This is a genomic window from Paraburkholderia sp. BR13444 (genome assembly GCF_040948755.1).
In the GTDB taxonomy this organism is placed as follows: domain Bacteria; phylum Pseudomonadota; class Gammaproteobacteria; order Burkholderiales; family Burkholderiaceae; genus Paraburkholderia; species Paraburkholderia youngii.
The window spans coordinates 210,662-234,846 of sequence record NZ_JBFPKM010000001.1 but is presented as its reverse complement, the minus strand read 5'-3'; the positions used below and the strand labels follow the sequence as shown (position 1 = coordinate 234,846).

The following is a 24,185-nucleotide window of genomic DNA, read 5'->3' as shown; positions in this document are numbered from 1 at the left end:
ACCGCTGAACGTTCTATTGGACCACGGATGCGCACGCGGCGTCGGTCGCCGCCAGGACCACAAGCCAATCGAAAGGATGCGGCGCGCGGGCCCGGCGCATCAGGCGTCCGGCTCCGCCACGTGCGCGCCGAACCACGCCGCCGCCGACAGGTTCAGCTGCGATAGCACCTCGGGCGTCAGCGCGTGAAAGCCCGCCGCCGTCGCGACCGGCGCGGCGTCGCCGCCCTCGCCCGCGACCTCGGCGATCAGCAGCAGCGCACCCAGCTCGCCCTTGCGCGCGACGATCGCCTCGCGGATCTGCGGCGCGAGGCCGAGCTTTTCGAGGACCGCGTCCGGGGTGCTGTCGAGCACGATATGCACCAGCGAGAAAATCCCGGTCATGAACGCGGCATCGGCGAATTCGCCGTCGGCCGGACGCAGCCAGTTCGCGGCAAGCTCCATGAAGCGCGAGCGCGTCGCGGCCAGTTGCACGAGCGGATCGGCGCGCCACGGCAGGTCGCCGGTATCCGCGTACAGCAGCAGTTGCGCCCAGCGCGCGATTTGCCGCGTGCCGGTCGCGATGATCGCCTCGCGCAGCGACGCGATATTGCGCCCGAGGCCGAACGCGCTCGAATTGACGAGCCGCAGCAGTTGCACGACCACGCCCGGATTGACCTTCAGCTCCGCCTCGAGCTCGACGATGCCGGCGTCGCGCGACAGCAGCGCGAGCAACCGCAATAGGCCCGGGCGCAGCGAGCGGTTGCGCGGCGCGGCCAGCACCTGCGGCCGCGCGAAGAAGTAGCCCTGAAACAGATCGAAGCCGAGTTCGTGCGCGAGCGCGAAGTCCTCGCGCGATTCGACCTTCTCGGCGAGCAGCGTCTTGCCGTAGCCGCGCAAGGCCGACGCGAGCTCGGCGACCTTGCGGCGCGGCGTTTGCAGAAAGTCGATCTTGACGATGTCGGCGTACGGCAGCATCGCCCTCAGCTCGTCGGTCAGGTCGTGCACGTCGTCGAGCGCGACCTGGAAGCCGGCGCAGTGCAGCTCGTCGAGCCGACGCGCGAGCGAAGCGTCGTAACGCACGGTTTCGAGGATTTCGAGCACGAAGCGCTCGGGCGGCATCAGATGGACGATGTCGCTAAAGAGCAGCGCGCGGTCGATATTGACGAAGCCGCGATGCTGGCCGAGCACGGCCGGCACGCCGATTCCGCCGATCGTGCGCGCGACCACCTGCGCGGTGGCCTGCGCGTCGTCGCTGATTTCGGCGTAGTTATAGGTGCCGGCGCGGAACAGCAGCTCGTACGCGTGCAGCGCCCCATCGCGATCCAGAATCGGCTGGCGGCCGACGTAGACATACTGCGGGACCGCGTCCGGGTCCCCGCGCTCAGGATAGCCGGCCGACGCGCCGGCGACGACATCACGCACCTCGACGTCCCGCGGGACGGGCCGTGCGGCGCTGGCGGACCTGATGACGGAGCGTTCGAAGATGGATCATCGGTGCAAGGTTTGGAAGTCGACGCAGCGCGACGCCATCAGCGTCGCCAAACTAAGGGAGATTCGCCGTATTAACGGCCGCGAATCAGCGTCACTTTAACCGAATCGTCCCGGCGACTGAACCGCGCATCTCCTTACCGGATGTTTTTCTGCGCGCGCCGCTAAAGATTTCCCCGCTTGCGTCGTTATCTCGTTCTGATAGGGCGGGCTGCTATCTCCCGGCCGCCCGGACCGGCGGACAAGCAGCCCCGCCCGCGGACGAACCCAGGTTGCCAGCGACGAACATGGAAGCGAACACGATCACCGCGCCCCGCCGGGGCTCCTTGCGCACGGTCATCGACCGGCTGCGGGCGTTCGGCCGGCGCGAGGACGACGACCGGCCGAGCAGCGCCAACCGCCCGCCTCCACTGGAACAGGTGGTCGGCGCGGTCGACCTGCTAGCGCACGTCGACGATGCGTTGCGCTTCATCTACGTGTCCGACGCGAGCCTGCGCTTCATCGGCTATCACCGCGAATACCTGAAGACCGCGACGCTGCACGATCTGGTCGCGCCCGCCGACGTGCCGCGCCTCGATGCGCTGCTCAAGCAGGCGGCGGCCTCGGGCAACGTCGAGAAAGCGACGCTCGGGCTCGTCAAGTCGCTCACCTATCCGATCACGGTCGAACTGCGGGTCGTGCGCAGCAACCACGACGGCGTCGACGGCTACGCTATCGCCGGCTTCGACGTGTCGTCGTGGCGCGCCACCGAAGAGCGGCTGACCCAGGCGCTGCATCTGGACCGGCTGACCAGTCTGCCGAACCAGTCGGGTCTGGTGCACGCGCTGCTCGACGCACAACAGAAGGCCGACGCGCACGGCACGCCGGTCGCGCTGCTGCTGCTCGATCTCGACGACTATCAGCGGGTGAACCGCGCGCTCGGCTACGACGCCGGCGACGAGATGCTGCGCGACACCTCGCGGCGCCTGTTGAACATGACGAGCCCGAACGAAACGATCGCGCGCGTCGCCAGCGACGAGTTCGCGATCCTCGTGAAGCCGGCCGCGAGCCGCACCGACGCGGCGGCGGCAGCCGAAGCGCTGGCGCGGCGTCTGTTGACCGCGATCCAGCAGCCGTATGTTTTCAAGGGTCAGCAGGTCCACCTGTCGGCCAGCATCGGCATCGCGCTCTACCCGGACGTGCGCCACGCCAACGACACCGGCGGCCACGACACGCACCTGCTGCGCTGGGCCGACCACGCGCTGTTGCAGGCAAAGGCCGCGGGCGGCAACACGCTCGCGTTCTACGTGCCCGACGACAACCCGGCCGACGCCGAGCGTCTGAAACTCGAGGCCGACCTCTACGACGGCGTACGCAACGGCGAGTTTTCGCTACACTTCCAGCCGATCACGAGCAGCCGCACGCGGGGCGTGGTCGGTGTCGAGGCGTTGATCCGCTGGACGCATCCGGTGCATGGCCTCGTGCCGCCGTCGATGTTCATTCCGCTCGCGGAGTCGATTGGGCTCATCAACTTCCTCGGCAACTGGGTGATGAAGGTCGCGTGCATGCAGCTGATCCAGTGGGACGCGAAGGGCATTCCGCTGCAGTACGTGGCCGTCAACGTGTCGCCGCAGCAGTTTCGCGATCCGCGCTTCAAGGACTCGGTGCGCGAGGCGATCGAGCTGACCGGCATCGATCCGCGCCGGCTCGTATTCGAGATCACGGAAAGTCTGCTGATGCACGACCCGGCACACGCGAAGGGCTTGCTCGAAGACCTGACCGCGATGGGCATCCGCTTCGCCGTCGACGACTTCGGCACCGGCTATTCGAGCCTCGCGTACCTGCAGCGCTTTCCGCTCGCGAAGCTGAAGATCGACCGGAGTTTCGTCGAGAATCTGCTAACCTCGCGAAACGATCAGGCAATCGTTAGCGCTGTCGTAGGCCTTGCGCAGACGCTCGATCTCGAACTGGTTGCCGAGGGCGTCGAAACGGAAGCGCAGCGCACCCTGCTCACCGAGATGGGCTGCGATCACATTCAGGGCTGGCTCGTCTGCAAGGCGCTGCCGTCCGAAGAGCTTGCGCAGCGCTTCGAAACGCGCGAGCTTCAGCTGCACGGCGCATAACGGGCGATGCGGACACGACGCCCAGGCAGCGCAACAAGCCGGCTTGCGACCGGCACGGCATTCACTGGAACACGTATGGCATTTGCGGGACACACATGGTAAAGGCGGCAGTGCTCGACCGGCTCTGGACGCGAATGAGCGAGCGCGGCGATTTCCCTATGCTGTCGCAATCGCTGCGCACCACCATGGCGGCAGTGACCAACGACGACCTCGACTTCACCGGCCTCGTGCAAGTGGTGCTGTCGGACTTCGCGCTCACGCAGAAGGTGCTGCGGCTCGCGAACTCGGCGATGTACATGGCGTTCGGCGGCAATATCACGACCGTGTCACGCGCGCTGATGGTGCTCGGCATGGATGCGGTCGGTCACCTCGTAGTCGGTCTGAAGATCGTCGATCACTTTCATCAAAGCGCGCCGCGCCGGATCGACGCGAAACTCGAATTGAACCGCACGCTGCTGTCGGGCTGCGTCGCGCGCAAGCTGACCGAGCGCGGCGACCTGCGCGCCGGCGAGGAAGCGGTGGTCTGCACGCTGATGCGGCAGATCGGCAAGCTGCTGGTCGTGTTCTATCTCGACGCCGAGTGGGACCAGATTCGCCGCCATATCGACGGCGGCGCACTCGAAGCCGATGCGTGCGTGCTCGTGCTCGGCGTAACCTTCGATGAAATCGGCGCCGAAGCCGCGGTGCGCTGGCGCCTGCCCGACACGATCCGCTCCGGCATGGGCGAGTTCGATCCGGAAGACGTGACGCAACCGCGCCAGGTGCAGTGGCTGCGCGCGATCACCAACTACTCGACCGCGGTCGCCGACGTGCTCACGCAGCAGAACATGCCCGAGGGCGAGCGCGAGGCGCGCATCGGCGAGCTTGCGCACGAGTACGGCAGCGCGCTGAACACCGACCCCGAAGTGCTGCTGCAGATGAGCGTCGCGCTCGCGCGCGAGGATGGCGGCGACAGCGTGATGCGCGAAATCGTCGAGCTGCGCGCCAATGCCGATGCGATCGCGCGCGAGGCGCTCACGCCCGAGGCGCGCATCGAGGTCGGGGTGAAGGATCTGCGCGACCTGCCCGAAGGCAGCCCGCTCGCGCCGGCGCTCGCGATGGCCGCCGAGACCGTGCTCGCGGCGCTCGGCTTCGCGCGCACCGTGGTCTACGTCAAGCATAGCAACGGCACGTTCAGGGCGCGCATCGGCTTCGGGCCGAAGATCGACGCGGCGCTGCCGAAGCTCGCGTTCAGCACCGCGTTCGAGCCCGATGTGTTTCATCTCGCGATCGCGAACTCGGTTGGCATCTTCATCGAGAATGCGCGCGATCCGAAGATGGTCGCGCGGCTGCCCGAGTGGTTCCGGCGCTCGTTCGACGACGCGCGCGCGTTCGTGCTGCTGCCGATCATCGACGAAACCGATCAGACCGTCGCGCTGCTCTACGGCGACTGGTCGCATACGCAGGAGGCGCGCCGCATCTCACAGAAGGAGATGGGCGTGCTCAACGAACTGGCAAAGGAGTTAGGACGTTTTTTCGGCCAGGGGCAGATGCGGGAAATGGAGACGATGTGAAGACCTGGCGTGATCGCTGATCACTCTGCTTCACTCGATTCTTTCCGTGTTTGCCCGAAAACGATTTTATCCGGGCATCTGTGGGGCTTTCACCCCACTCAATCCTCGATCCGCTCCAGCCCTTGCGCGCTGCGATCCGCGACACCGGCCCATGCGCCGGCCGCGAGACCCATCTGCGCGACGTCTTCCAGCGTCAACGGCGCAAGACGTTCGGACAGCGTGGCGACGCGCTCCCATGCGCCGCCTTCGAGCGCCTCGACCGCGCTCAGCAGCAGACCCAGCCTGCCCTCGCGATGCAGGATTGCGGCTTGAATCGGCCGCGACAGCGTGAGGATGTTCAGCGTTTTTTCGAGCGAGCCACCGAACACCGCATCGACGAACGAAAACACGCCGGTCAGGAAGGCCGCGTCGGCTTCGTCGCGGCCCGCTTCGGGCATGCGTTCGATCGCGAGCTCCATGAAGCGCGCGCGCGTGGCCGCGAGTTGCAGCAGAGGGTCGTCTTCGAGCGCAACTTTGCGGCCGTCGGCGTAGAGCAGCAGTTGCGTCCAGCGCGCGATGCGATCGGTGCCCGTCGCGTTGATCGCGTCGCGCAGCGTCGTCACCTTGTGACCGACCGCGAGGCCGCTCGAATTCGCGAGCTTCATCAGATGCATGACGAGCACCGGATTCAGCTTGAGCTCGGCTTCGAGCTGCGCGACCGTCGGGTCGCCCGCGAGCAGTTGCAGCAGATTGAGCAGCGCGTGGCGCGGCGCGCTGACGCTGCGACTCGATGCGCTTTGCGCCCGCGCGAAGTAATAGCCCTGGAAGCGGTCGAAGCCGAGCTCATGCACCGTTTCGAAGTCGGCCTGCGCATCGACACCCGATGCGAGCAGCAGTTTGCCCGCCGACTTCAGCACGCTCGCGAGCTTCGGCAACAGCGCGCGCGGCGTGCGCGGGACGTCGATCTTGACGACTTCGGCGTACGGCAGCAGCTTCGCGAAAGTCTCGTTGGGCTGCGTGACGTCGTCGAGCGCGAAGCGATAGCGGCGGCCATGCAGATACACGAGACGCGCGATCAACTCGTCATCGACTTCGAGCGATGAAGGCAGCTCGAGCATGAAGCGTTCCGCGGGCAGTCGCAGGATTGCGTCATCGAGCAGCAGCTCGCGGCTCACGTCGACGTAGGCCGGATGGCCAGTCAGCGCGCCGCGCACGTCGCTTTGCACGAGCCCGCGCACGATCGCGCGCGCCACGCGCTGCACCGGCGTAGGCGCGCGACCCGGCAACGCATCGGCGTTGGGATGAAGATCGGTAGGGGTTCGTGGGGCGCTGAGGTCCGCGTCGGCGAGCGGCAGCTCGGGCGCACGCACCTTGATCTCGTAACCGCACAGCATGCCGTCCCGATTCAGAATGGGCTGCCGCGCGTAGCTGGCGATGAGCGACGCGTCGTCGGTCGTGCCGCCGTGGCTCAGAGTCTCGATTGCGATGGTGGTCATTCCAGTCCCCCGCTCGGCGCCGCTGGCGCCTGGCCCTATGTTCTGTTTTTTCGCTGCACGTAAGCGCATTTCAGTGACGTTGGAAGCTCGTCGACGCGCGGCAACGTGCGTCGCAATTTTATCGCAGCGTCATTGGCCACGAACAGGCTTACAGGGCAATATCTCGAAATATTTGTTGAACGTTTGCGACCCGCGTACAAAAAGCAAAACGGCCGCATCAGCGGCCGTTTTGCACATTTCGATGCCGCGTTACTTCAGCACGACTTTCACGTCGAAGTATTTGGCGGCGAGGCGGTCGATCGTGCCATCGGCCTTCAGATCCTTCAACGCGCCGTTCAGCGCATCCTTGAGCGCCTTGTCGTTCTTGCGCACACCGTAGCCGACACCCGCGCCGAGCAGCTTGTCGTCGCTTACGGCCGGACCGGCGAACTCGAAGCCCGCGCCCTGCGGTTTCTTCAGAAAGCCCTTCGATGCCGCCTCGGCGTCCTGGAACGACGCGTCGAGACGACCCGACGCGAGGTCCGCGTAAATCTGGTCCTGGGTCTGATACGGCACGACATCGACACCGGCCGGCGCCCAGCGCGCCTTCGCATAGGTTTCCTGGATCGTGCCCTGCAGCACGCCGACGTGCTTGCCCTTCAGCGATGCGGGCGTCGGCTGCAGAGCGCTGCCCTTCTTCGCGATCATCTGATTCGGGATCTTGTAGATCGGATCGGTGAAGTCGATCGCCTGGCGACGCTGGTCGGTGATCGTCATGTCCGAGTTGATCGCGCTGAACTTGCGCGCTTCGAGCGCCGGGATCAGGCCGTCGAACGAATTCTCGACCCACACGCATCTGGCCTTCAGCTTCGCGCACACGGCATTGCCGACGTCGATATCGAAGCCCTGCAGCTCGCCCGCGGGCGACTTCGATTCGAACGGCGCATACGAAGCCTCGACGCCGAAGCGCACTTCCTTGATCTCAGCCGACGACGCGCTGCCTGCGCTCAACGCCGCCGTCGCGAACAGCGCGAGCGCGGCCAGGTTGGGCCAATTCTTCTTCATTACGGGTGTTCCTTTACGGTGTTGACTGAAACGGAGCCGATTCGGCGCGCACAGGCGGATTACGCCTGCCGCGCTTCGGACTCGCGCGGCCGGCGTAACCGGTAGATGCGTCAGCCGCGAAGCCGGCGATTGTACACGGAACCTGTCTAGACAAGCTTGGGCAGCGTCTCGGCGGTGGTATCGACGACGAGCAGACCGGCACGCAGGCCGGGCTTGACCGCCGGGTTCGGAAACACGATGCGCTCTTCGTCGCGCTGCACCGTGTATTGATAGTCGCCGTCGCGCGCGAGCAGCGTGCCCTTGGCGAGCGGCGTGAAGTTCGGCACGTCGGGCGCGAGCAGCAACTCGAATGCGTCGCTTTGCTTGGTCAGCTGCTCGACGACGGTGAACACGCGCGGCAGCGCAGCTTGCGCGTCGCCTCGTGCGTTCATTCGCGTGCCGGCGAGCAGCGCGCGCATCGCGAGATCCGCGCCCTCGAAGCGCGTCAGGTCGTTCTGGCCGAACGGCCGCACTTTGCCGAGTTCGAGCGTGCACGCATCAGCGCCGCACGCTTGCGCGGTGAAGTGCGAATAGGTGTTGCCCTTCGTCGTGTGCAGCAGCACCGCACTGATGCGCGCGTCGCCGAGCCATTCGAACATCGCGCGCGAAAAGGGCTTGCCGGTATGCGGCAACAGCGCGAAGCGCTCGAATACCGACGCGCGGATCGCTGTATGCATGTCGATATGCCAGCGCGCGCCGGGCGCGTCGGACGCGTCCGCGAAAAAGCGCGTCGCGGCCTGTTCGAGCGCGGCCGCGCGCGGCGCTTCGTGACTGTGCGGCAGTTGCAGATGACGGCCGCTGAACAGCCGGTTCAGATCGTCGTCGCGATAGCGGCCGCCGTCGCGCATCGCATCGATGTTGCCGAGAATCACGAGCAGCCGGCACGCGAGCGCCGCGCGGCCGTGTGCGATATCGGCGACGATGCGCGACAGCAGTTCGATCGGCGCGGTCTCGTCGCCATGCACGCCGGCCGAGACGAGCACGCTGCGCACGCCCGCATGCTGCTGCGCGGGCTCGATGACGAGCACGCCGTCGCCCTGCCACGTCCAGCGCACACCGTTCGCACACGTGCCTTGCGCTTGATGCGCGGCAGGCCGCGAACCCGCGAGCGTCCACGCGAGAAAATCGTCGAGCATCGTGCTCGGGGCGGACATCGCGTAATCAGCGCTGGAAGTCATACAGCGAGCCCAGAGCGAGGATTTGCGTCAGGTCATCGAGCGCGGTGCGCGATTCGACCAGCAGTTGCGGATCGCTGAGATCGGCCGGTGCGAGACGATCGCGATAGTGCTTTTCGATCCACGCATCGAGTCGGCCGAACAGCGTGTCGTCGATCCACACGCCCGGCGCGACCGCCGCGCGCTCGGTGTCGTCGAGTACGACGCGCAGACGCAGACAGGCGGGGCCGCCACCGTTCTTCATGCTCTCGCGCAGATCGAACACGAGCACTTCGTCGATCGGACCGCTGTGCGAAGTCAGCTCATCCAGGTACGCGGCGACGCGCGGATTTTCGCGGCACTCCTGCGGCACGACCAGCACCTGCTTGCCATCGGGCCGAGTCAGCAGCTGGCTGTTGAACAGATACGACGTCACCGCATCGGCGACGCTGACCTGCGCGTCGGGCACTTCGATCACGTTAAAGCTCGCGTGAAGGCTCGCTAGCTTCGAGCGCAACTCGTCGTACACCGCTTGCTGATCGACGAACGCGAGCTGATGGCAGAACAGCGTGTTGCGATTGCCGACCGCGATCACGTCGTTATGGAACACGCCCGCGTCGATCACTTCCGGGTTCTGCTGCGCATAGACGGTCGCCGCGTCCTGCAAGCCATGACGATGCGCGACCGCGCGGCTCGCCTCGAACGTCTGACGCGCCGGATAGCGCTTCGGCTCCGGCCCGCGACGATACTCGCTGCGGCCATACACGAAGAATTCGACGCCGCGCGCCCGGTATTGCTCGCAAAAGCGCGTGTGATTCGCCGCGCCCTCGTCGCCGAGCGCGGGCGTGCCGGGCAGCGCCTCGTGCACCACGAAGCGGTCGGTGTCGCTGAACATCGCCCGCAGCGTGCGGCGCGTCGATTCATGCTCGATCGCGCGATGCAGCTTGCTGCACAGATTGGCCGGCGTGAAATGCACGCGGCCGTCGTGCGTATCCGCGGACGGGCTCACCGTCGCCGCATTCGCGGTCCACATCGCGGATGCTGAACTCGCCGCCGCGAGCAGTTCGGGCGCGTTCTTCGCGACGCGCTCGATCACCGAAGCGTCGTCGCCGGAAAAACCGAGCTCGCGCAACAGACGCATCGACGGACGCTCTTGCGGCGGCAGCACGCCCTGATGAAAGCCGAGGTCCGCCAACTGCTTCATCTTGCGCAGACCCTGGCGCGCGGCGGCCTTCGGATTCGCGACCGACTTCTCGTTACTCTGCGACGCGACATTGCCGAATGACAAGCCCGCGTAGTTGTGAGTCGGGCCGACCAGGCCGTCGAAATTGGCTTCAGTGGCTTGCAGCATCGTCGATCCTTAGAATTGAAGGCCCGGCGAGACGCTCGCGGGCATGTTCAGTTGCGCGCTTTCGACAGAGGCCATCGGGTACGCGCAGTAATCGGCCGCATAGTACGCGCTCGGCCGATGGTTGCCCGAGCGGCCTGGCCCGCCGAACGGCGCACCCGACGAAGCGCCATTGGTCGGCCGGTTCCAGTTGACGATGCCCGCGCGAATCGTGCGCTGGAAATGCGTCCACAGCGCTTCGTCGTCGGCGAGCAGGCCCGCGGACAGACCGAACTGCGTATCGTTCGCCTGTTCGAGCGCATCGTCGAAGTTGCGGTAGCGGATGATCTGCGCGAGCGGGCCGAAGTGCTCCTCGTCGGGCAAGTCCTTCACTTCGGTCACGTCGAGAATCGCGGGCGTCACGAAGCCGAGTTGCGGATCGCGCTGCTCCATCTTCAACAGTGCCTTCGCGCCGCTCGCGAGCAGACGTTGCTGCGCGCTGATCAAACGCGAGGCCGCGCGCGCCGACACCACCGCGCCCATGAACGGCTGCGGCTCGGCGTTGTATTCGCCGACGCCGATGCGCGCGGTGACTTCCGTCAGGCGCGCGAGGAAACGCTCGCCGAACGCATCGTCGGGCACGAAGATGCGGCGCGCGCACGTGCAGCGCTGCCCCGCCGACAGAAACGCCGATTGAATCGTGTGATGCACGGCGGCGTCGAGGTCAGCGACCGGGCCGATCACGAGCGGGTTGTTGCCGCCCATTTCGAGTGCGAGCACGATCTCTGGACGGCCACCGAACTGTTTGTGCAGCAATGTTCCCGTATCCGAACTACCGGTAAAGAACAGTCCATCGATCTGCCGGTGATTCGCGAGCGCGACGCCGGTGTCCTTCTCACCCTGCACCAGATTCAGCACGCCGGCGGGCAGCCCCGCATCGCGCCAGATTTGCACCGTGAGCGCCGCGACGCCGGGCGCGAGTTCGGACGGCTTGAACACGACCGCGTTACCGGCGATCAGCGCGGGCACGATATGCCCGTTCGGCAGATGGCCCGGGAAGTTGTACGGCCCGAACACCGCCACCACGCCATGCGGACGATGCCGCAGCACGGCGGTGCCGTCCGCCATCGCCGTGCGCTTTTCGCCGGTGCGCTCGTTGTACGACTGGATGGAGATCTCGACCTTCGCGGCCATCGACGCTGCTTCGGTGCGCGCTTCCCACAGCGGCTTGCCGGTCTCGCGGCCGATCGCTTCGGCGAGCGCTTCCTTGCGCTCGGTCACGAGCGCGGCGAAGCGGCGCACCACCGCGCAACGCGCGTCGAGCGACAGCGCCGACCATGCGGCGAATGCGCGGCGCGCGCTGCGTACCGCGCGATCGACGTCGTCCGCCGATGCGCTGTTGCCTTGCCACACCACCGCGCCCGTGCCGGGATTGTGCGATGCGAATACCGGTCCTGTGCCGGCGACCCATTCGCCGGCGATGAAAAGCTCGCTCATGATCATCCTTGTTTGTGTTTCACCGGCAGCACCCGCAGCGGATCGCCTGCCTTTACTCGAAGCGCGTCGGCTTCGGCCGCGCTGAGGCGGAACACACCGTTGCGCGCCACGCCCGCCACGACGCCGACACGAAAATCCCCGAGCGACGTATTCGATACCATCGACTTCAGTCCGTCCTGCGCGGCCGGCTCTGCCGCGTCGCCGATCTCAGCCGCTACCAGCACGCTCTCGCGCACGGTGCGCAAGTCGGCGATATGGCATTCGAGCACCGGACCCGCATCGAAAATATCGACGTGGTTCTCGTAGCGCAGCCCTTCGGCTTCGAGCATCCGGCGCGCGGGGATCGTGTCGCTATGCGTGAGGCCGACGCAGCGCTGCGCCTCTTCCGGCAACAGCTCGACGTACACCGGATAGCGCGGCATCAGCTCGGCGAGAAACGCCTTGCGGCCGTGCGAGCTCAGATAGTCGGCAGCGTTGAAATCGATCTGGTAAAAGTGCGAGCCGACCGCGCGCCAGAACGGCGACGAGCCCTGCTCGTCAAAATGGCCGCGCAGCTCCGCGCACAGACGCTGCGGAAAGCGCTCGCGAAACTGCGCGAGAAACATGAAGCGCGAGCGCGACAGCAAGCCGCCGACGCCGCTCGTGCGATAACGCGGGCTCAGGAACAGCGAGCACACTTCCGCATAACCGGTGAGGTCGTGCGAGATATTCAGCGCGTGCATGCGGGTCCAGATGCCGAGATCCTGGCTCGCGTGCACGACCGTGCTCACGCGATAGTTGTAGAACGGCTGCTGCAGCCCCACCTCCGCTTCGATCCCGCAGACACCCGCCACGTCGCCGGTGGCCGTGTCTTCCATCACGAAGAAATAGCCGGCCTCGTGCGGTTCGGCCCGATCTTCCATCGTGCGGCGCGCGCGTTCCACCCGCGCCGCAAGCGCATCGCGATCCGGCTTGAACGTGGTCAGGCCCGGCCCGGTTTCCTGCGCGAGCCGCATCAGCGCATCCACATCGCCTCGTTGCACTACGCGAACGACGATCATTGCGCGTCTCCCGATTGTTCGTCCTGCGGCTGATGCAGCGGCACGCAGCGCACCGTATCGCCTTCCCGTACCCCGAGCGCGGCGAGCGTCGCCTGCGACAACGCGGCGCCCGACTCCTTGCCCGGCGCGAGCTCGCCGAGCACGCAACGGAACTCGCCGGCGGCGCCGTTGTGCGCGATCAGGTACGTTGCACCGTGCGGCGCCGGTGCCTCGCGCACGACGCGCGTCTCGTTGTGCTTCACGCTGACGCTGCGATCCATCTGCGCGGTCAGCACAGGACCCGCGTCGAAGATGTCGACGTAGCGATCGGTCTCGAAGCCTTCCTCGAGATGAATCTCGTACGCGAGCAGCGCGTTCGCATCCGGCTCGCCCAGCACGCGCTGCGCCGCTTCGGGCAACAGCGGCACATACACGGGATAGGTCGGCATCACTTCGGCGATGAACGTGCGGCTGCGGCCGCCCGATTCGACTTCGATGTCGGCGAAATTGCGGCCGAAGAACTTGCGTCCCACCGCTTCCCAGAACGGCGACATGCCGTTTTCGTCGGTGACGCCGAGCAGCAGCGAGAACACCTCGGGCGTGAAGCGCTTGCGATTCGCGGCGATGTACATCATCCGCGCGCGCGACATCAGCTGCGCGGCCGCGTCGCCGCGCAGCGACGGGTCGATGTAGTAGCCCGCGAGCCGGCTCTTGCCGGTCAGCTCGTGCGACATCGTCAGCGCGTGAATCTTGCGATTCACATGCAGCTCGCGCGACGCATGAATCAGCGCGTCATTGCGAAACACGTAGAACGGGTCCGCGTAACCGGCCGCCGCGACGATGCTCGCGGTGCCCATCAGCTTGCCGGTGTCCGAATCTTCGAGCACGAACAGATAGAACTCCTCGCCCGGAAAGTCGACTTCCGCGCGAAACGAGTCTTCCGACAACGCGACGCGCGCTTCGAGCGCGCGCCGGTCGTGCGGCAGGGAATGCAGCACCGGTTGCGCGGTGCGCGCCATATGCTCGAGCGCATCGAGATCGGCAAGGCGGGCGGGACGTACGAAGTACATCATCGTTCCTGTTGAATGTGACGCGTGAATCGCCGCATCGGCGTGGGCAGCCGAGCAGGACTGGACTGCCTGAACATCAGTGCGACGCCGCCTGCGCATTCGCGCCGACGAGTTCGCCGAACGCCTTCTCGAGACGCGCGAAGCCTTCGGCCATATCGTCGAGCGGCATGATCAGCGACGGCACGAAGCGCAGCACGTCCGGGCCTGCCATCAGCATGATCACGCCGTGCTGGCCGGCTGCGGTGACGAAGTCCTTCGCGCGGCCCCGATACGCGTCGTTCAGTTCGGCGCCGATCAGCAAACCCTTGCCGCGCACTTCGCTGAAAAGCCCTAACCGCTGGTTCAACTTCGCGAGATGGCCTTTCAGCACTTCGCTGCGCGAGCGCACGCCTTCTAGCAGCTTCGGGTCGCTGACGAGTTCGACCACTTTTTCCGCGATCGCCGAGCCGAGCGGATTGCCGCCGTAGGTCGTGCCGTGCACGCCGACCTTGAAGTGAGCGGCGAGCTCTTTGGTGGTCAGCATCGCGCCGATCGGGAAGCCGTTGCCGAGCGCCTTAGCGGTGGTCAGGATGTCGGGCGTCACGCCGGTGTCCTGGTACGCGTAGAAGTAGCCGCTGCGGCCCACGCCGGTTTGCACTTCGTCGAAAATCAGCACCGCGTTGTGCTGATCGCACGCTTCGCGCAGTGCTTTGAGGAACGCCGGATCCGCCGGGATCACGCCGCCCTCGCCCTGGATCGGCTCGACGATCACCGCGCAGGTCTGCGCGCCGATCGCCTTCTTCGCCGCTGCGATGTCGTTGTACGGCAGATGCGTGATACCGGCCGGCACCGGGCCGAAGCCTTCCGAATACTTCGGCTGGCCGCCGACGCTGACGGTGAACAGCGTGCGGCCGTGGAACGACTGCGTAAACGAAATGATTTCGTCTTTCTGCGCGCCGTAGCGGTCGAACGCGACGCGGCGCGCAAGCTTCAGCGCGGCCTCGTTCGCCTCGGCGCCCGAGTTCGCGAAGAACGCGCGATCGGCGAAGGTGAGGCTTTCGAGGCGCTTCGCGAGACGCAGCACCGGCTCGTTCGTGTAGCCATTGCCGATGTGCCACAGCTTGCTGCCCTGCTCATGCAGTACCTTCATTAGCTCAGGATGCGCATGACCGAGCGCGGTGACGGCGATGCCGCCGGCGAAGTCGATATAGTCGCGGCCTTGCGTGTCCCACACGCGCGAGCCGAGACCGCGATCCGGTACGAAGGCGGCGGGGGCAAACACCGGCACCATGACTTCGTCGAAGGTCTGGCGTGTCACAGTCAGGTCGTTCATGGCTAATCCTTTTGCGGGTGACAGGTAATACAGCTAGTGTAGGAAACCGTGCGCGGCGCGTCTTGCGCATACGCGACGCTTTCTATGAGGTTCCGCGCGTCGTCGCGCCACGGCGGGTACTGCGGGTACTTTTCGAGCAGGCGTCTCGTTCGTACTGTGTGAGCGGTTCGTGTCGGGTTTGTGTCGCGCTCGTGTCGGGCTTGGGCGGTGCAGCCGCGCAGCCCGCGCCGGACGTGCCCCGGCTTCGCTTTCAGACGGCTTCCAGCTTACGCACGAGCCATGCCTGATTGCTCGCACCGCTTTGCATCAATCGAGTTCGGGCCGCTCGATCAGCGCGGCTGGCCGCGGTTCGCTCGCGCCGCCGTGCGCACCGGTCTGCCGCTCGATCCAGTTGCGGCGATCCTCGCGCGGCGTGACGCCGAAGCGCTCCCGATAAGCATTCGAAAAATGCGCCGCCGACGAAAACCCGCAGGCGAGGCTGATCTGCACGACCGATTTGCTGGTGCGCTGCAATTGCATGCGCGCCTTCGACAGCCGCAGCCCCAGATAGTATTTGGACGGCATCGAGCCGAGATACTGGCGAAACAGGCGTTCGAGCTGCCGCCGCGAGACGCCGACGAGGCCGGCGATTTCATCGGTGGTCAGCGGGTCCTCGATATTGGCTTCCATCAGCAGCAGCGCGTCGTTCAGGCGCGGATGACGCTCGCCCGGCGCGGTCACGAACGGAATGCGCTGACGCTCCTCGCCGGCGCGCAACGTCCCGACGCCGAGCGTATCGGCGATCCGCTCCGCCAATTCGGGTCCGTGCTCGCGGCCGATCATCGCGAGCATGAAGTCGACGGTCGCCTGACCGCCCGCGCAGGTCGCGCGATCGCGGTCGATTTCGAAGATCTGCTGCGTGACGATCGAGCGTTCGAACTGTTCGGAGAACTGCTGATAGGTTTCCCAGTTCACGCTGACGCGATAGCCGGACAGCTGCCCCGCCATCGCGAGCCACCACACGCCGTGATGAATGCCGGTGACGAGCGGCGTGCGCTGGCCGACGCGCGCGAGGCTCGCGAGAAACAGACGGTAGTCGGCGAACTGCTGGAACCGCTCGCTGACGATGATCAGCCAGTCGCACGCGATCGCGTCGCCGAACGCGGCATCGGCGGGCCATTGCGCGCCGCCCGACAGCGGCACCGCGCGGCCGTCCCACGAACAGACCTGCACGCGATACAGCGCGCGGCCGTCGATTTCATTGGCGAGATTGAGCGCGTCGACGATCGGCCCGACGCCCGACATCGACACGGGCGGCAAGGCGACGATCGCGACCTGGGTCGTGCGAGCCGGGCTGGACGTGCGGGCCATCGGGTGTCCGTGAAAGCGGGCCGCGCGTTACTTCAGGCTGCCGGACAGGAACTGCTTCAGGCGCTCGCTGCGCGGCGCGCTCAGCACCTCGGCCGGATTGCCCTCCTCCTCGGTGCGGCCCTGGTGCAGGAACATCACATGGTTCGACACATTGCGGGCGAAGCCCATTTCGTGTGTGACGACGATCATCGTGCGGCCTTCCTCGGCGAGCTTTTGCATCACCTTCAGCACTTCGCCGACGAGTTCGGGGTCGAGCGCGGAAGTCGGTTCGTCGAACAGCATCACGTCGGGATGCATCGCGAGCGCCCGCGCAATCGCCACCCGCTGCTGCTGGCCGCCCGACAGATGCGACGGATACTGCTTCTCGAGACGCGGCGCGAGACCGACCTTCTCCAGATATTCGCGCGCGCGGTCTTCCGCTTCCTTGCGCTTCAGACCGAGCACATGAATCGGTGCTTCGATGATGTTCTCGAGCACGTTCATGTGCGACCACAGATTGAAGTGCTGGAACACCATCGCGAGCTTCGTGCGGATGCGCTGCAACTGTTTGTGGTCGGCGACTTCGAGATTGCCGGCGCGATCGGTCTTCGTCTTCACCGCCTCGCCATCGACGATGATCTGCCCGGCGTTCGGCCGCTCGAGAAAATTGATGCAACGCAGAAAGGTGCTCTTGCCCGAGCCGCTCGCGCCGATGATGCTGATCACGTCGCCCTTGTTCGCATTCAGCGACACGCCCTTGAGCACCTCGTTGTCGCCATAGCGCTTGTGGATGTCCTGTACGGCGAGCTTGCAAGCTTCGGTTTGAGTGGTATGGAGCAAGATGCTCTCCCAGTGAAGATACGGATCGGTCTGGTGCGCACGCCGCCGTGCGCAAGCGCGCGGCGCCCGCTGCAATGTCGACGCGCGCTCAATGCGTGCGCACCGCGAGATGCGCGAGCCAACGGCGCTCGGCGCGCCGGAACAACGCAACCAGCGCAAACGACACCACGAGGTAAATTAACGCCGCGAGCCCGAACGCGTTGAACGACTGGTAGGTCGCCGAGTTCGCATCGCGGGCGACCTTCAGGATGTCGGGCACCGTGGCCGTGAACGCGACCGTGGTCGCGTGCAGCATCAGGATCACTTCGTTACTGTACAACGGCAGCGCGCGACGCAGCGCGGACGGTATCACAATGCGCCGGTACATCGTGAACCAGCTCATGCCATAGGCGCGCGCCGCCTCGACTTCTCCATGCGAGGTCGAGCGGATCGCTCCCGCGAAAATCTCGGTCGTGTACGCGCAGGTGTTCAACGCGAACGCGAGGATCGCGCAGTGAAAGCCGCTGCGAAAGAACGCGTCGAGCAGACTGTGCGAGCGCACGAACGCGAGGCTGTACACGCCGGTGTAGATCAACAGCAGCTGCACGTAGAGCGGCGTGCCGCGAAATACGTAGGTGTACAGACGTACCGGCGTCGACAGCCAGCGCTTCTTCGACACGCGCGCGACCGCGAGCGGCACCGCGCACACGAAGCCGATCGCGATCGACGCGACCAGCAGCCACAGCGTGACCGCGAGACCCGACAGGCGCTGCCCGTCCCAGAACAGATACGCCTTCCAGAATTGATTGAGGATATCGATCATGACGTTCAGAGCTCCGCGTGTCGCACGCCGATCGAATAGCGGCGGTTCAGCCAGATCAGCGCGACGTTCGAGACGGTGGTGATCGCCAGATAGATCAGCGCGGCGACGAGGATGAAGAAGAACATGTTGAAGGTGCTCTTGCCGGCGTCCTGCGCGGCTTTGACGACGTCGGCGAGACCGATGATCGACACGAGCGCGGTGGCCTTCACGAGCACCTGCCAGTTGTTGCCGATGCCGGGCAGCGCGAAGCGCATCATCTGCGGAAACAGGATGCGAGTGAACACGCGCACGCCGCTCATGCCGTACGCGCTGCCCGCTTCGAGTTGGCCGCGCGGCACCGCGAGAAAGGCGCCGCGGAAGGTTTCGGTGAAGTACGCGCCGTAGATGAAGCCGAGCGTCAGCACGCCGGCCACGAACGGATCGATGTCGAACTGCGGCAGATTGAGCGCGTCGGTCAGATCGTTGACCGCCATCTGGATGCTGTAGAACAGCAGCAGCATCAGCACGAGGTCGGGCACCGAGCGGATCAGCGTCGTGTAGCCGGTCGCGATGGCCCGCAGGGGCCGGTTGAACGAGAGTTTCGCCGCCGCGCCCGCGAGGCCGAGCAACACAGCGGCCGCCAGCGACAGAACGGATAGCTCGATCGTCTGCAGCGTGCCGGCGAGCAGCAGGGGACCAAAGCCGTATAGGAACACGCGTGTCTCCATCCAGGTTCGTTGAATTGGCGCGGATGGCGACAGCTTCGTGGGCGGCTCGCTGCTCCGGCATGGCGCGGAGTCTCGCAAGCGGAAATCAATTTCTCAAATACCGGGCGGGTGGCTTGCTGCAACGCAGCATGGCGCTACCGGCGCGCGCGGAACGCTCGTAGCGCTTGGTATCACGAGGGTTATCGTTTTGTCAGGTGTGCGGCGCGCGCCTCGCCGCGCCGCGATTTCGCAAAGTTCGGGTCGCTTTTTCGATAGGCCGCGGCGACGAACAAGCCGCGCTCATTCGAGCGCGAGCCGAGCGCGAATCGCCGGCAGCATGTGCTCGACCGCCGCGCGCCCCTCCTCGATGGCCGGCGCCGCGCGATGAAAATCGAAGATGCCCATGCCGCCGAGACGCGGCTGGATCAGGATATCGGCCGGTTCGCCCGCGAGCCGACTGCGCGTGATGCGCACCTGCATGATGTCGATGCTTTGCGCGATCGAACTCAACATCGACGGCACGTGCGCGCTCGGCTTCGGCGGCACGCGCACGTCGTCGGTGGCGCTCGCTTCGGCTGGCGCCAACCAGCGCGGCCACGGCTTGCCGTTGCGGCGCAGCGCGACGGGCGGCGGCGCGGTGGGATCGAGCGCGGGGGTTTCGATGACCGGGCCGCCGAAGTCGCGGCCGTTCAGGATGTCGTTGTTCAGATCGATCGCGATCACACAGTCCGCGCGCATGCCGCGAGCGACCGACACCGGCACCGGGTTGCACAGCCCACCGTCGACGAGCCACACGCCGTTGTGCCACACCGGCGTGAAGATGCCCGGAATCGCAATCGACGCGCGCACCGAGTCGACCGTGCTGCCGTCCTGCAGCCAGATTTCGCGGCCCGTGTCGAGCTCGGTCGCGACTGCCGCGAACGGCATGTTCAGTTGCGCGATCGAGCGGCCGGCGAATTTGTCGGCGAATAGCTGGATCACCTTGCGCCCGCCGAGCAGGCCGCCCGAGATGCGCAGATCGAGCAGCCGCACCACGGTCTGCCACGTGAGACGCGACACCCACTCCTCGAGCCAGTCGAGATCGCCGTTCGCGTAGACCGCGCCGACCAGCGCGCCGATCGACGTGCCGCAAACGACGTCGGGCTTGATGCCCGCGTCTTGCAGCGCGCGAATCGCGCCGATATGCGCCCAGCCGCGCGCGGCGCCGCCCCCCAACACCAGCCCGATCCGGCTGTATCGACGTCGACGTATCATGCCTACCCCGCTCTTTCGGCCCGCTTATCCGGGCGTCTTCTAATCGACATTCTTCCCACCTATCGCCCACGAATCACGTCCGAGCGTGACGTGGTGTACACCCTTTGGTTCCGGTCGAAGTGAACGTTGAAGATGCCTTCCTCGGTCACGCCGCGCTCGCGCCATTTCCAGCTCCGCACGGTTTCCGGCTTCAGTGGAAACACCGCGACCTCTCCAGGCTTACCAAGCAATCGACGCACCTCGTCCTCGGTCATGCCGGAGCGGATTTTCGCGAAGTTGTCCGCCGTCAGCACCTGCGTGATCGCCTGCAGCTTGCCGTCGCGATCGATGTCGACCATGTAGGTGTTCAGGCCTTGCGGACCGCGCGGATACTCGAAGCGCTTCGAGCCGTCGGTGAAGGTGCGGGTGGTTTCGGGCTTGCCCATCTGCGCGAGGACTTGCGCTTCGGTCGTGACGCCCGGCGTCATATTCTTGAGCAACAACGCGTCCGGTTTGACCGCGTTGAAAAAGTCCTTGAGTTTTTGCACGGCTTGATCGCTCTGCTGTTGGTCGCAGCCGGTCAGCGCAACGCACGCTATTAGCAGCGTGACGCCCAGCGGTTTGAGGCTCACTTCGATTCCTGTCCGGATGCGCGGCATCTGAAGTTGCTGCGCATGGCCGGTCTGTAGTGTGTACTACAAGGATAACCGCGCGCGGAGAAAACCGCGAGCAACGCAGGCGCGACGAGTGCGGCTACGCACGCAACATGTTGCGCGCAGCGCTAAAAGATCGGCTGGGATCGGTCGAAATGGGCAAGCCAGAAGCAAAAAGGCGACGCTGTGTGCAGCGTCGCCATGTCGGTCGATACGATCAACCGGAAGTGACGGCGGCTCATCAGCCGCCTTGCGCGAAGCACCGCGGACGACGCGCAGCGGCCTGCTCCAGACGAAGCGATGAGCAACCTTGGCTACTCACCTTGCGCCATCGCCGAATGACAAACCGCTGCCTTTTACGGCCGCCCTGGTCCCTCGATAAGCCTTCCAGATGCCGATAATCTAATCGCATCGGAGGCTTTCGACGAGAGCGCGTTTACACCGAATTGGCAGAAGATTCGCGCGGTGCGAAAGCGGCGCAGGCTGGGCCGGCTCCCGGAAGGCCGGCCCCCGGATAGCCGGCCTCTTCAAATCACCCGGAAGCCGTGCGTGCCGTCGCGCGCCAGTTGCGCGACGAGCCCATGCTCCCACTCCAGATACGCGCTCATCGCTTCGCGCGCGTTCTCCGTGCCCTCATATGGCCGCTGATAACGATCGATCCGCGGCGACGCCATCCGCGTGCCGCCCGACTCTACCGGCAAGCCCGCGTCGATCCACGCGCGCGTGCCGCCGCGCAGCACCTGCACCGGCCGCTCGGTCGCCGCGGCGAGTTCCGGTGCGACGAAGCGCGCGAGCACGTCGCTGCCGCACGTCACCACATAGCGCTTCGCATCGGGCAGCGTGCGCAGCGCGTCGGCGAGCTGGCTGCGGATCACGAACCATGCGCCCGGAATGTGCCGCTTCAGATAATTCGTGCTGCTCGTGAAGTCGAGCACGACGGTTCCCGGCGACTGCAGCAGCGCCACAAGCTCGGCCGGCTCGATGTCGTCGACGTCGGGTGGCGTGACCGCGTTGCGCGCGAGCGGCGCCACGCCCTTCTCGGCGAAATCGCCCGCCGTCAGGCCATCGACCACGAACACCTCGACGTTCATCTGCGCGAGCCACGATGCGGTCATGTTCGCGCGCACGCCGTCGCTGTCCGCGAGGATCACACGCGCGCCGCGCACCGTCACGAACAGGTCGGTTTCCTGCACGAGCTGGCCGCCAGGCGCGCTGCGAAAGCCGGGCACGTGGCCCGCCTCGTATTCCTCGGGCGTGCGCACATCGAAGCGATACACGGTGCGCACCGCCTCGTCGGCCCAGCGGCGCGCTTCGTCGCGCGAGGTGCGGCGCACGCGCGCCCGGTCGGCAAGCGCGCGCGCGCCGTCGGCCGCCGCGAGACGGGATACGTCGTCGACCGCGCCTTCGACGCGCCGCGTGCTGCCATGCGCGAGCGGCTGGCCGGCGAGCGTCCAGCCCATCGTGCCGTTGCGCAGCGCGGCCACCGGATTGGGCACGCCCGCGTTGATCAGCGACTGCGCGCCGATGATGCTTCGCGTGCGTCCCGCGCAATTGACGATGATGCGCGTGGCCGGATTCGGCGCGAGCTGCCGCGCGCGCAACACCAGCTCCGCGCCCGGCACGCTGATGCTGCCGGGGATGTTCATGGTCTGAAACTCGTCGAAGCGACGCGCGTCGAGCACCACGACATCGGCCTCGCGATCGAGCAGCGCCTGCACCTGCTGCGCGGACAGCGACGGCGTATGACGCACGCTTTCGACCAGTTCGCCGAACGCCTTGCTCGGCACGTTGACATCCTTGAACAACTCGCCGCCCGCTTCGCGCCAGCCCTGCAGACCGCCTTCGAGCAATGCGACGTTGCTATAGCCGAGCTCGTCGAGGCGTTCGGCCGCGCGCCTCGCGAGCCCTTCGCCGGCATCGAACACGACGATCGGCACGGCGAGGCGCGGCAGCCGCAGCGGCGCATCGAGTTCGAGCCGCGACAGTGGCAGATTGGCGGCGAACAACGGATGACTGCGCGCGTGCGCATCTTCCTCACGCACGTCGACGAGCGCGATCTCCTCGCGATCGAGCAATGCGTGGCACACGTCCTGGAACGACCGGGTACGAAACTCTTTGACGACATTCATGGGATCGGGAACTCCTTCGCTACATTCCAGATTTCGGGCGACGCGTCGCGTCACCGTACCGAATACTTAAACCGTACACTCGAATTCCGATCGGCGCACGGTCACTCGTTGGATTGCTTATTCGACCGCACTGCGAATGCGAAGCACCGCCGCGCGAACACGCTACGCAAGCGCAATTTCCGCGCCACGCATCGCCTCTCGTCGCGGCTCGTCGCGCCTCACCAGCGCTGGCGACCCTTCCGCCGTCAGGGACATCGCCGCGCCGCCAGCAGAAAAGCCGCCGCTTTGCCACAATGCCCCATCGCGCGAAAGCGCCGCCCATCGCTATGAATAGACAATGATCCCCTTCTCGGTTCTCGATCTTTCGCCGGTCACCGCGGGTGCCACGCCCGCTGATGCGTTCAGGAACACACTGTCACTCGCGCAGCACGCGGAAAAACTGAATTACAAGCGTTACTGGCTCGCCGAGCATCACAACATGACCGGCATCGCGAGCGCGGCGACCTCGGTCGTGATCGGCTACGTGGCCGGCGGCACGAAGACGATTCGTGTCGGCTCCGGCGGCATCATGCTGCCGAACCATGCGCCGCTCGTGATCGCCGAACAGTTCGGCACGCTCGCGTCGCTGTATCCGGGCCGGATCGATCTCGGCCTCGGCCGCGCGCCCGGCACCGATCAGACCACCGCCCGCGCGCTGCGCCGCGACCTGCAGGCGAGCGCCGAAACCTTCCCCGACGATGTCGTCGAGTTGCAACGCTACTTCGCCGAACCGGTCGCGGGCCAGCGCATTCGCGCGGTGCCGGGCGCGGGCCTGAATGTGCCGCTGTGGCTGCTCGGCTCGTCGCTGTACAGCGCGCAACTGGCCGCGGCGCTCGGGCTGCCGTTCGCGTTCGCGTCGCACTTCGCGCCCGATTACATGATGAGCGCGCTACAGGTGTATCGCTCGCAGTTCCGGCCGTCCGCGACGCTGGCGAAACCGTATGCGATGGTCGGCGTCAATCTGTTCGCCGCCGACACGAACGACGAAGCCGCGCGCCTCTTTACGTCGCTGCAGCAGCAGTTCATCAATCTGCGGCGCGGCACGCCGGGGCAATTGCAGCCACCGGTCGAGCGGCTCGACGCATCGGAGATGGAGCTGAACAATGTCGCGCGAGCGCTCGCGTGCACGGTGCTCGGCGATCGCGACGCGATCCGCGAAGGTCTGCAATCGATCATCGAGCAGACCGGCGCGAACGAGTTGATGCTGACCGCGCAGATTTACGATCACGAAGCGCGGTTGCGCTCGTTCGAGATCGGCGCCGAGGTGCGCGATGAATTGATGGCGGTCGAATAAACGCTTCGCGAACCGATCGGCCGACACGGCCACGCACGAAAAAAGGGCGGCTCATGGCGAGCCGCCCTTGTCTTTTGCACTGAGTTGGACCAGTCGCATGAGAAGCCGGCCCCGGCGCCGG

General features: G+C 66.0%; 19 protein-coding genes and 1 pseudogene. 3 read left to right on the top strand and 17 right to left on the bottom strand.

Annotated features, from left to right (window positions below):
- Positions 1-99: 99 nt before the first annotated feature.
- The gene (locus AB3X95_RS01040; protein WP_176120071.1) at positions 100-1,401 is read right to left on the bottom strand and encodes an EAL domain-containing protein; all 1,302 of its coding nucleotides are present in this window, start codon (positions 1,399-1,401) and stop codon (positions 100-102) included.
- 353 nt (positions 1,402-1,754) lie between these two features.
- On the opposite strand from AB3X95_RS01040, the gene AB3X95_RS01035 reads away from it, so the two are divergent.
- The gene (locus AB3X95_RS01035; RefSeq protein WP_176120072.1) at positions 1,755-3,569 is read left to right on the top strand and encodes a bifunctional diguanylate cyclase/phosphodiesterase; all 1,815 of its coding nucleotides are present in this window, start codon (positions 1,755-1,757) and stop codon (positions 3,567-3,569) included.
- A 95-nt stretch (positions 3,570-3,664) separates the two neighbouring features.
- Positions 3,665-5,122 (top strand): HDOD domain-containing protein, encoded by a 1,458-nt coding sequence (locus tag AB3X95_RS01030; protein WP_176120073.1) that lies wholly within the window; start codon positions 3,665-3,667, stop codon positions 5,120-5,122.
- A 98-nt stretch (positions 5,123-5,220) separates the two neighbouring features.
- Here AB3X95_RS01030 and AB3X95_RS01025 read toward each other — a convergent pair whose 3' ends face one another.
- The 16 genes and pseudogenes from AB3X95_RS01025 to AB3X95_RS00950 all read right to left on the bottom strand — a co-directional run bounded on the left by AB3X95_RS01025 (position 5,221) and on the right by AB3X95_RS00950 (position 22,731).
- The gene (locus AB3X95_RS01025; RefSeq protein WP_368620456.1) at positions 5,221-6,597 is read right to left on the bottom strand and encodes an EAL and HDOD domain-containing protein; all 1,377 of its coding nucleotides are present in this window, start codon (positions 6,595-6,597) and stop codon (positions 5,221-5,223) included.
- A 249-nt stretch (positions 6,598-6,846) separates the two neighbouring features.
- Positions 6,847-7,641, bottom strand: a complete 795-nt coding sequence (locus tag AB3X95_RS01020; RefSeq protein ID WP_368620455.1) for an ABC transporter substrate-binding protein — start codon at positions 7,639-7,641, stop codon at positions 6,847-6,849.
- Between the two features lie 146 nt (positions 7,642-7,787).
- Positions 7,788-8,858, bottom strand: coding sequence for a succinylglutamate desuccinylase (astE, locus tag AB3X95_RS01015; protein WP_368620454.1), 1,071 nt, complete (start codon positions 8,856-8,858; stop codon positions 7,788-7,790).
- Entirely contained in the window at positions 8,842-10,182 is a 1,341-nt protein-coding gene (gene astB, locus AB3X95_RS01010) for an N-succinylarginine dihydrolase (RefSeq protein ID WP_368620766.1), read from the bottom strand. Before astB ends, astE begins: the two co-directional genes overlap by 17 nt.
- 12 nt (positions 10,183-10,194) lie before the next feature.
- Positions 10,195-11,658 (bottom strand): succinylglutamate-semialdehyde dehydrogenase, encoded by a 1,464-nt coding sequence (gene astD, locus AB3X95_RS01005; protein WP_368620453.1) that lies wholly within the window; start codon positions 11,656-11,658, stop codon positions 10,195-10,197.
- Between the two features lie 2 nt (positions 11,659-11,660).
- Positions 11,661-12,698 (bottom strand): arginine N-succinyltransferase, encoded by a 1,038-nt coding sequence (gene astA / locus AB3X95_RS01000; RefSeq protein ID WP_176365736.1) that lies wholly within the window; start codon positions 12,696-12,698, stop codon positions 11,661-11,663.
- On the bottom strand, positions 12,695-13,747 hold the full coding sequence (gene aruF, locus AB3X95_RS00995) for an arginine/ornithine succinyltransferase subunit alpha (protein ID WP_176365735.1): 1,053 nt from the start codon (positions 13,745-13,747) through the stop codon (positions 12,695-12,697). The genes astA and aruF overlap by 4 nt, the downstream gene beginning before the upstream one ends.
- A 76-nt stretch (positions 13,748-13,823) precedes the next feature.
- The gene (locus AB3X95_RS00990) at positions 13,824-15,059 is read right to left on the bottom strand and encodes an aspartate aminotransferase family protein (protein ID WP_184225575.1); all 1,236 of its coding nucleotides are present in this window, start codon (positions 15,057-15,059) and stop codon (positions 13,824-13,826) included.
- A 306-nt stretch (positions 15,060-15,365) separates the two neighbouring features.
- Complete coding sequence (locus tag AB3X95_RS00985) at positions 15,366-16,409, bottom strand: GlxA family transcriptional regulator (protein ID WP_176108960.1); 1,044 nt, start codon at positions 16,407-16,409, stop codon at positions 15,366-15,368.
- A 27-nt stretch (positions 16,410-16,436) separates the two neighbouring features.
- A complete protein-coding gene (locus AB3X95_RS00980) occupies positions 16,437-17,228 on the bottom strand; it encodes an ABC transporter ATP-binding protein (protein WP_176120081.1) in 792 nt (263 codons plus the stop codon).
- Positions 17,229-17,316: 88 nt separating this feature from the next.
- The gene (locus tag AB3X95_RS00975; RefSeq protein WP_176378038.1) at positions 17,317-18,030 is read right to left on the bottom strand and encodes an ABC transporter permease; all 714 of its coding nucleotides are present in this window, start codon (positions 18,028-18,030) and stop codon (positions 17,317-17,319) included.
- 5 nt (positions 18,031-18,035) lie between these two features.
- Entirely contained in the window at positions 18,036-18,725 is a 690-nt protein-coding gene (locus tag AB3X95_RS00970; protein ID WP_368620765.1) for an ABC transporter permease, read from the bottom strand.
- Between the two features lie 291 nt (positions 18,726-19,016).
- Positions 19,017-19,970 (bottom strand): patatin-like phospholipase family protein, encoded by a 954-nt coding sequence (locus AB3X95_RS00965; RefSeq protein WP_176120083.1) that lies wholly within the window; start codon positions 19,968-19,970, stop codon positions 19,017-19,019.
- A gap of 59 nt (positions 19,971-20,029) precedes the next feature.
- The gene (locus tag AB3X95_RS00960; RefSeq protein WP_368620452.1) at positions 20,030-20,581 is read right to left on the bottom strand and encodes a hypothetical protein; all 552 of its coding nucleotides are present in this window, start codon (positions 20,579-20,581) and stop codon (positions 20,030-20,032) included.
- Between the two features lie 457 nt (positions 20,582-21,038).
- Positions 21,039-21,119: pseudogene (locus AB3X95_RS00955) on the bottom strand (hypothetical protein); the annotation flags it as partial.
- A 10-nt stretch (positions 21,120-21,129) separates the two neighbouring features.
- On the bottom strand, positions 21,130-22,731 hold the full coding sequence (locus AB3X95_RS00950) for a rhodanese-related sulfurtransferase (protein WP_368620451.1): 1,602 nt from the start codon (positions 22,729-22,731) through the stop codon (positions 21,130-21,132).
- 337 nt (positions 22,732-23,068) lie between these two features.
- On the opposite strand from AB3X95_RS00950, the gene AB3X95_RS00945 reads away from it, so the two are divergent.
- Positions 23,069-24,064 (top strand): LLM class flavin-dependent oxidoreductase, encoded by a 996-nt coding sequence (locus tag AB3X95_RS00945; protein ID WP_176108966.1) that lies wholly within the window; start codon positions 23,069-23,071, stop codon positions 24,062-24,064.
- Positions 24,065-24,185: the final 121 nt, after the last annotated feature.

Coding starts and splice junctions, on each gene's coding strand:
- AB3X95_RS00975 (WP_176378038.1), bottom strand. CDS start 18,030: ATGATCGATATCCTCAATCAATTCTGGAAGGCGTATCTGTTCTGGGAC.
- AB3X95_RS00945 (WP_176108966.1), top strand. CDS start 23,069: ATGATCCCCTTCTCGGTTCTCGATCTTTCGCCGGTCACCGCGGGTGCC.
- AB3X95_RS00990 (WP_184225575.1), bottom strand. CDS start 15,059: ATGAACGACCTGACTGTGACACGCCAGACCTTCGACGAAGTCATGGTG.
- aruF (WP_176365735.1), bottom strand. CDS start 13,747: ATGTACTTCGTACGTCCCGCCCGCCTTGCCGATCTCGATGCGCTCGAG.
- AB3X95_RS01035 (WP_176120072.1), top strand. CDS start 1,755: ATGGAAGCGAACACGATCACCGCGCCCCGCCGGGGCTCCTTGCGCACG.
- astD (WP_368620453.1), bottom strand. CDS start 11,658: ATGAGCGAGCTTTTCATCGCCGGCGAATGGGTCGCCGGCACAGGACCG.
- AB3X95_RS01030 (WP_176120073.1), top strand. CDS start 3,665: ATGGTAAAGGCGGCAGTGCTCGACCGGCTCTGGACGCGAATGAGCGAG.
- AB3X95_RS00965 (WP_176120083.1), bottom strand. CDS start 19,970: ATGATACGTCGACGTCGATACAGCCGGATCGGGCTGGTGTTGGGGGGC.
- AB3X95_RS00950 (WP_368620451.1), bottom strand. CDS start 22,731: ATGAATGTCGTCAAAGAGTTTCGTACCCGGTCGTTCCAGGACGTGTGC.
- AB3X95_RS01025 (WP_368620456.1), bottom strand. CDS start 6,597: ATGACCACCATCGCAATCGAGACTCTGAGCCACGGCGGCACGACCGAC.
- astE (WP_368620454.1), bottom strand. CDS start 8,858: ATGACTTCCAGCGCTGATTACGCGATGTCCGCCCCGAGCACGATGCTC.
- AB3X95_RS00985 (WP_176108960.1), bottom strand. CDS start 16,409: ATGGCCCGCACGTCCAGCCCGGCTCGCACGACCCAGGTCGCGATCGTC.
- astA (WP_176365736.1), bottom strand. CDS start 12,698: ATGATCGTCGTTCGCGTAGTGCAACGAGGCGATGTGGATGCGCTGATG.
- AB3X95_RS01020 (WP_368620455.1), bottom strand. CDS start 7,641: ATGAAGAAGAATTGGCCCAACCTGGCCGCGCTCGCGCTGTTCGCGACG.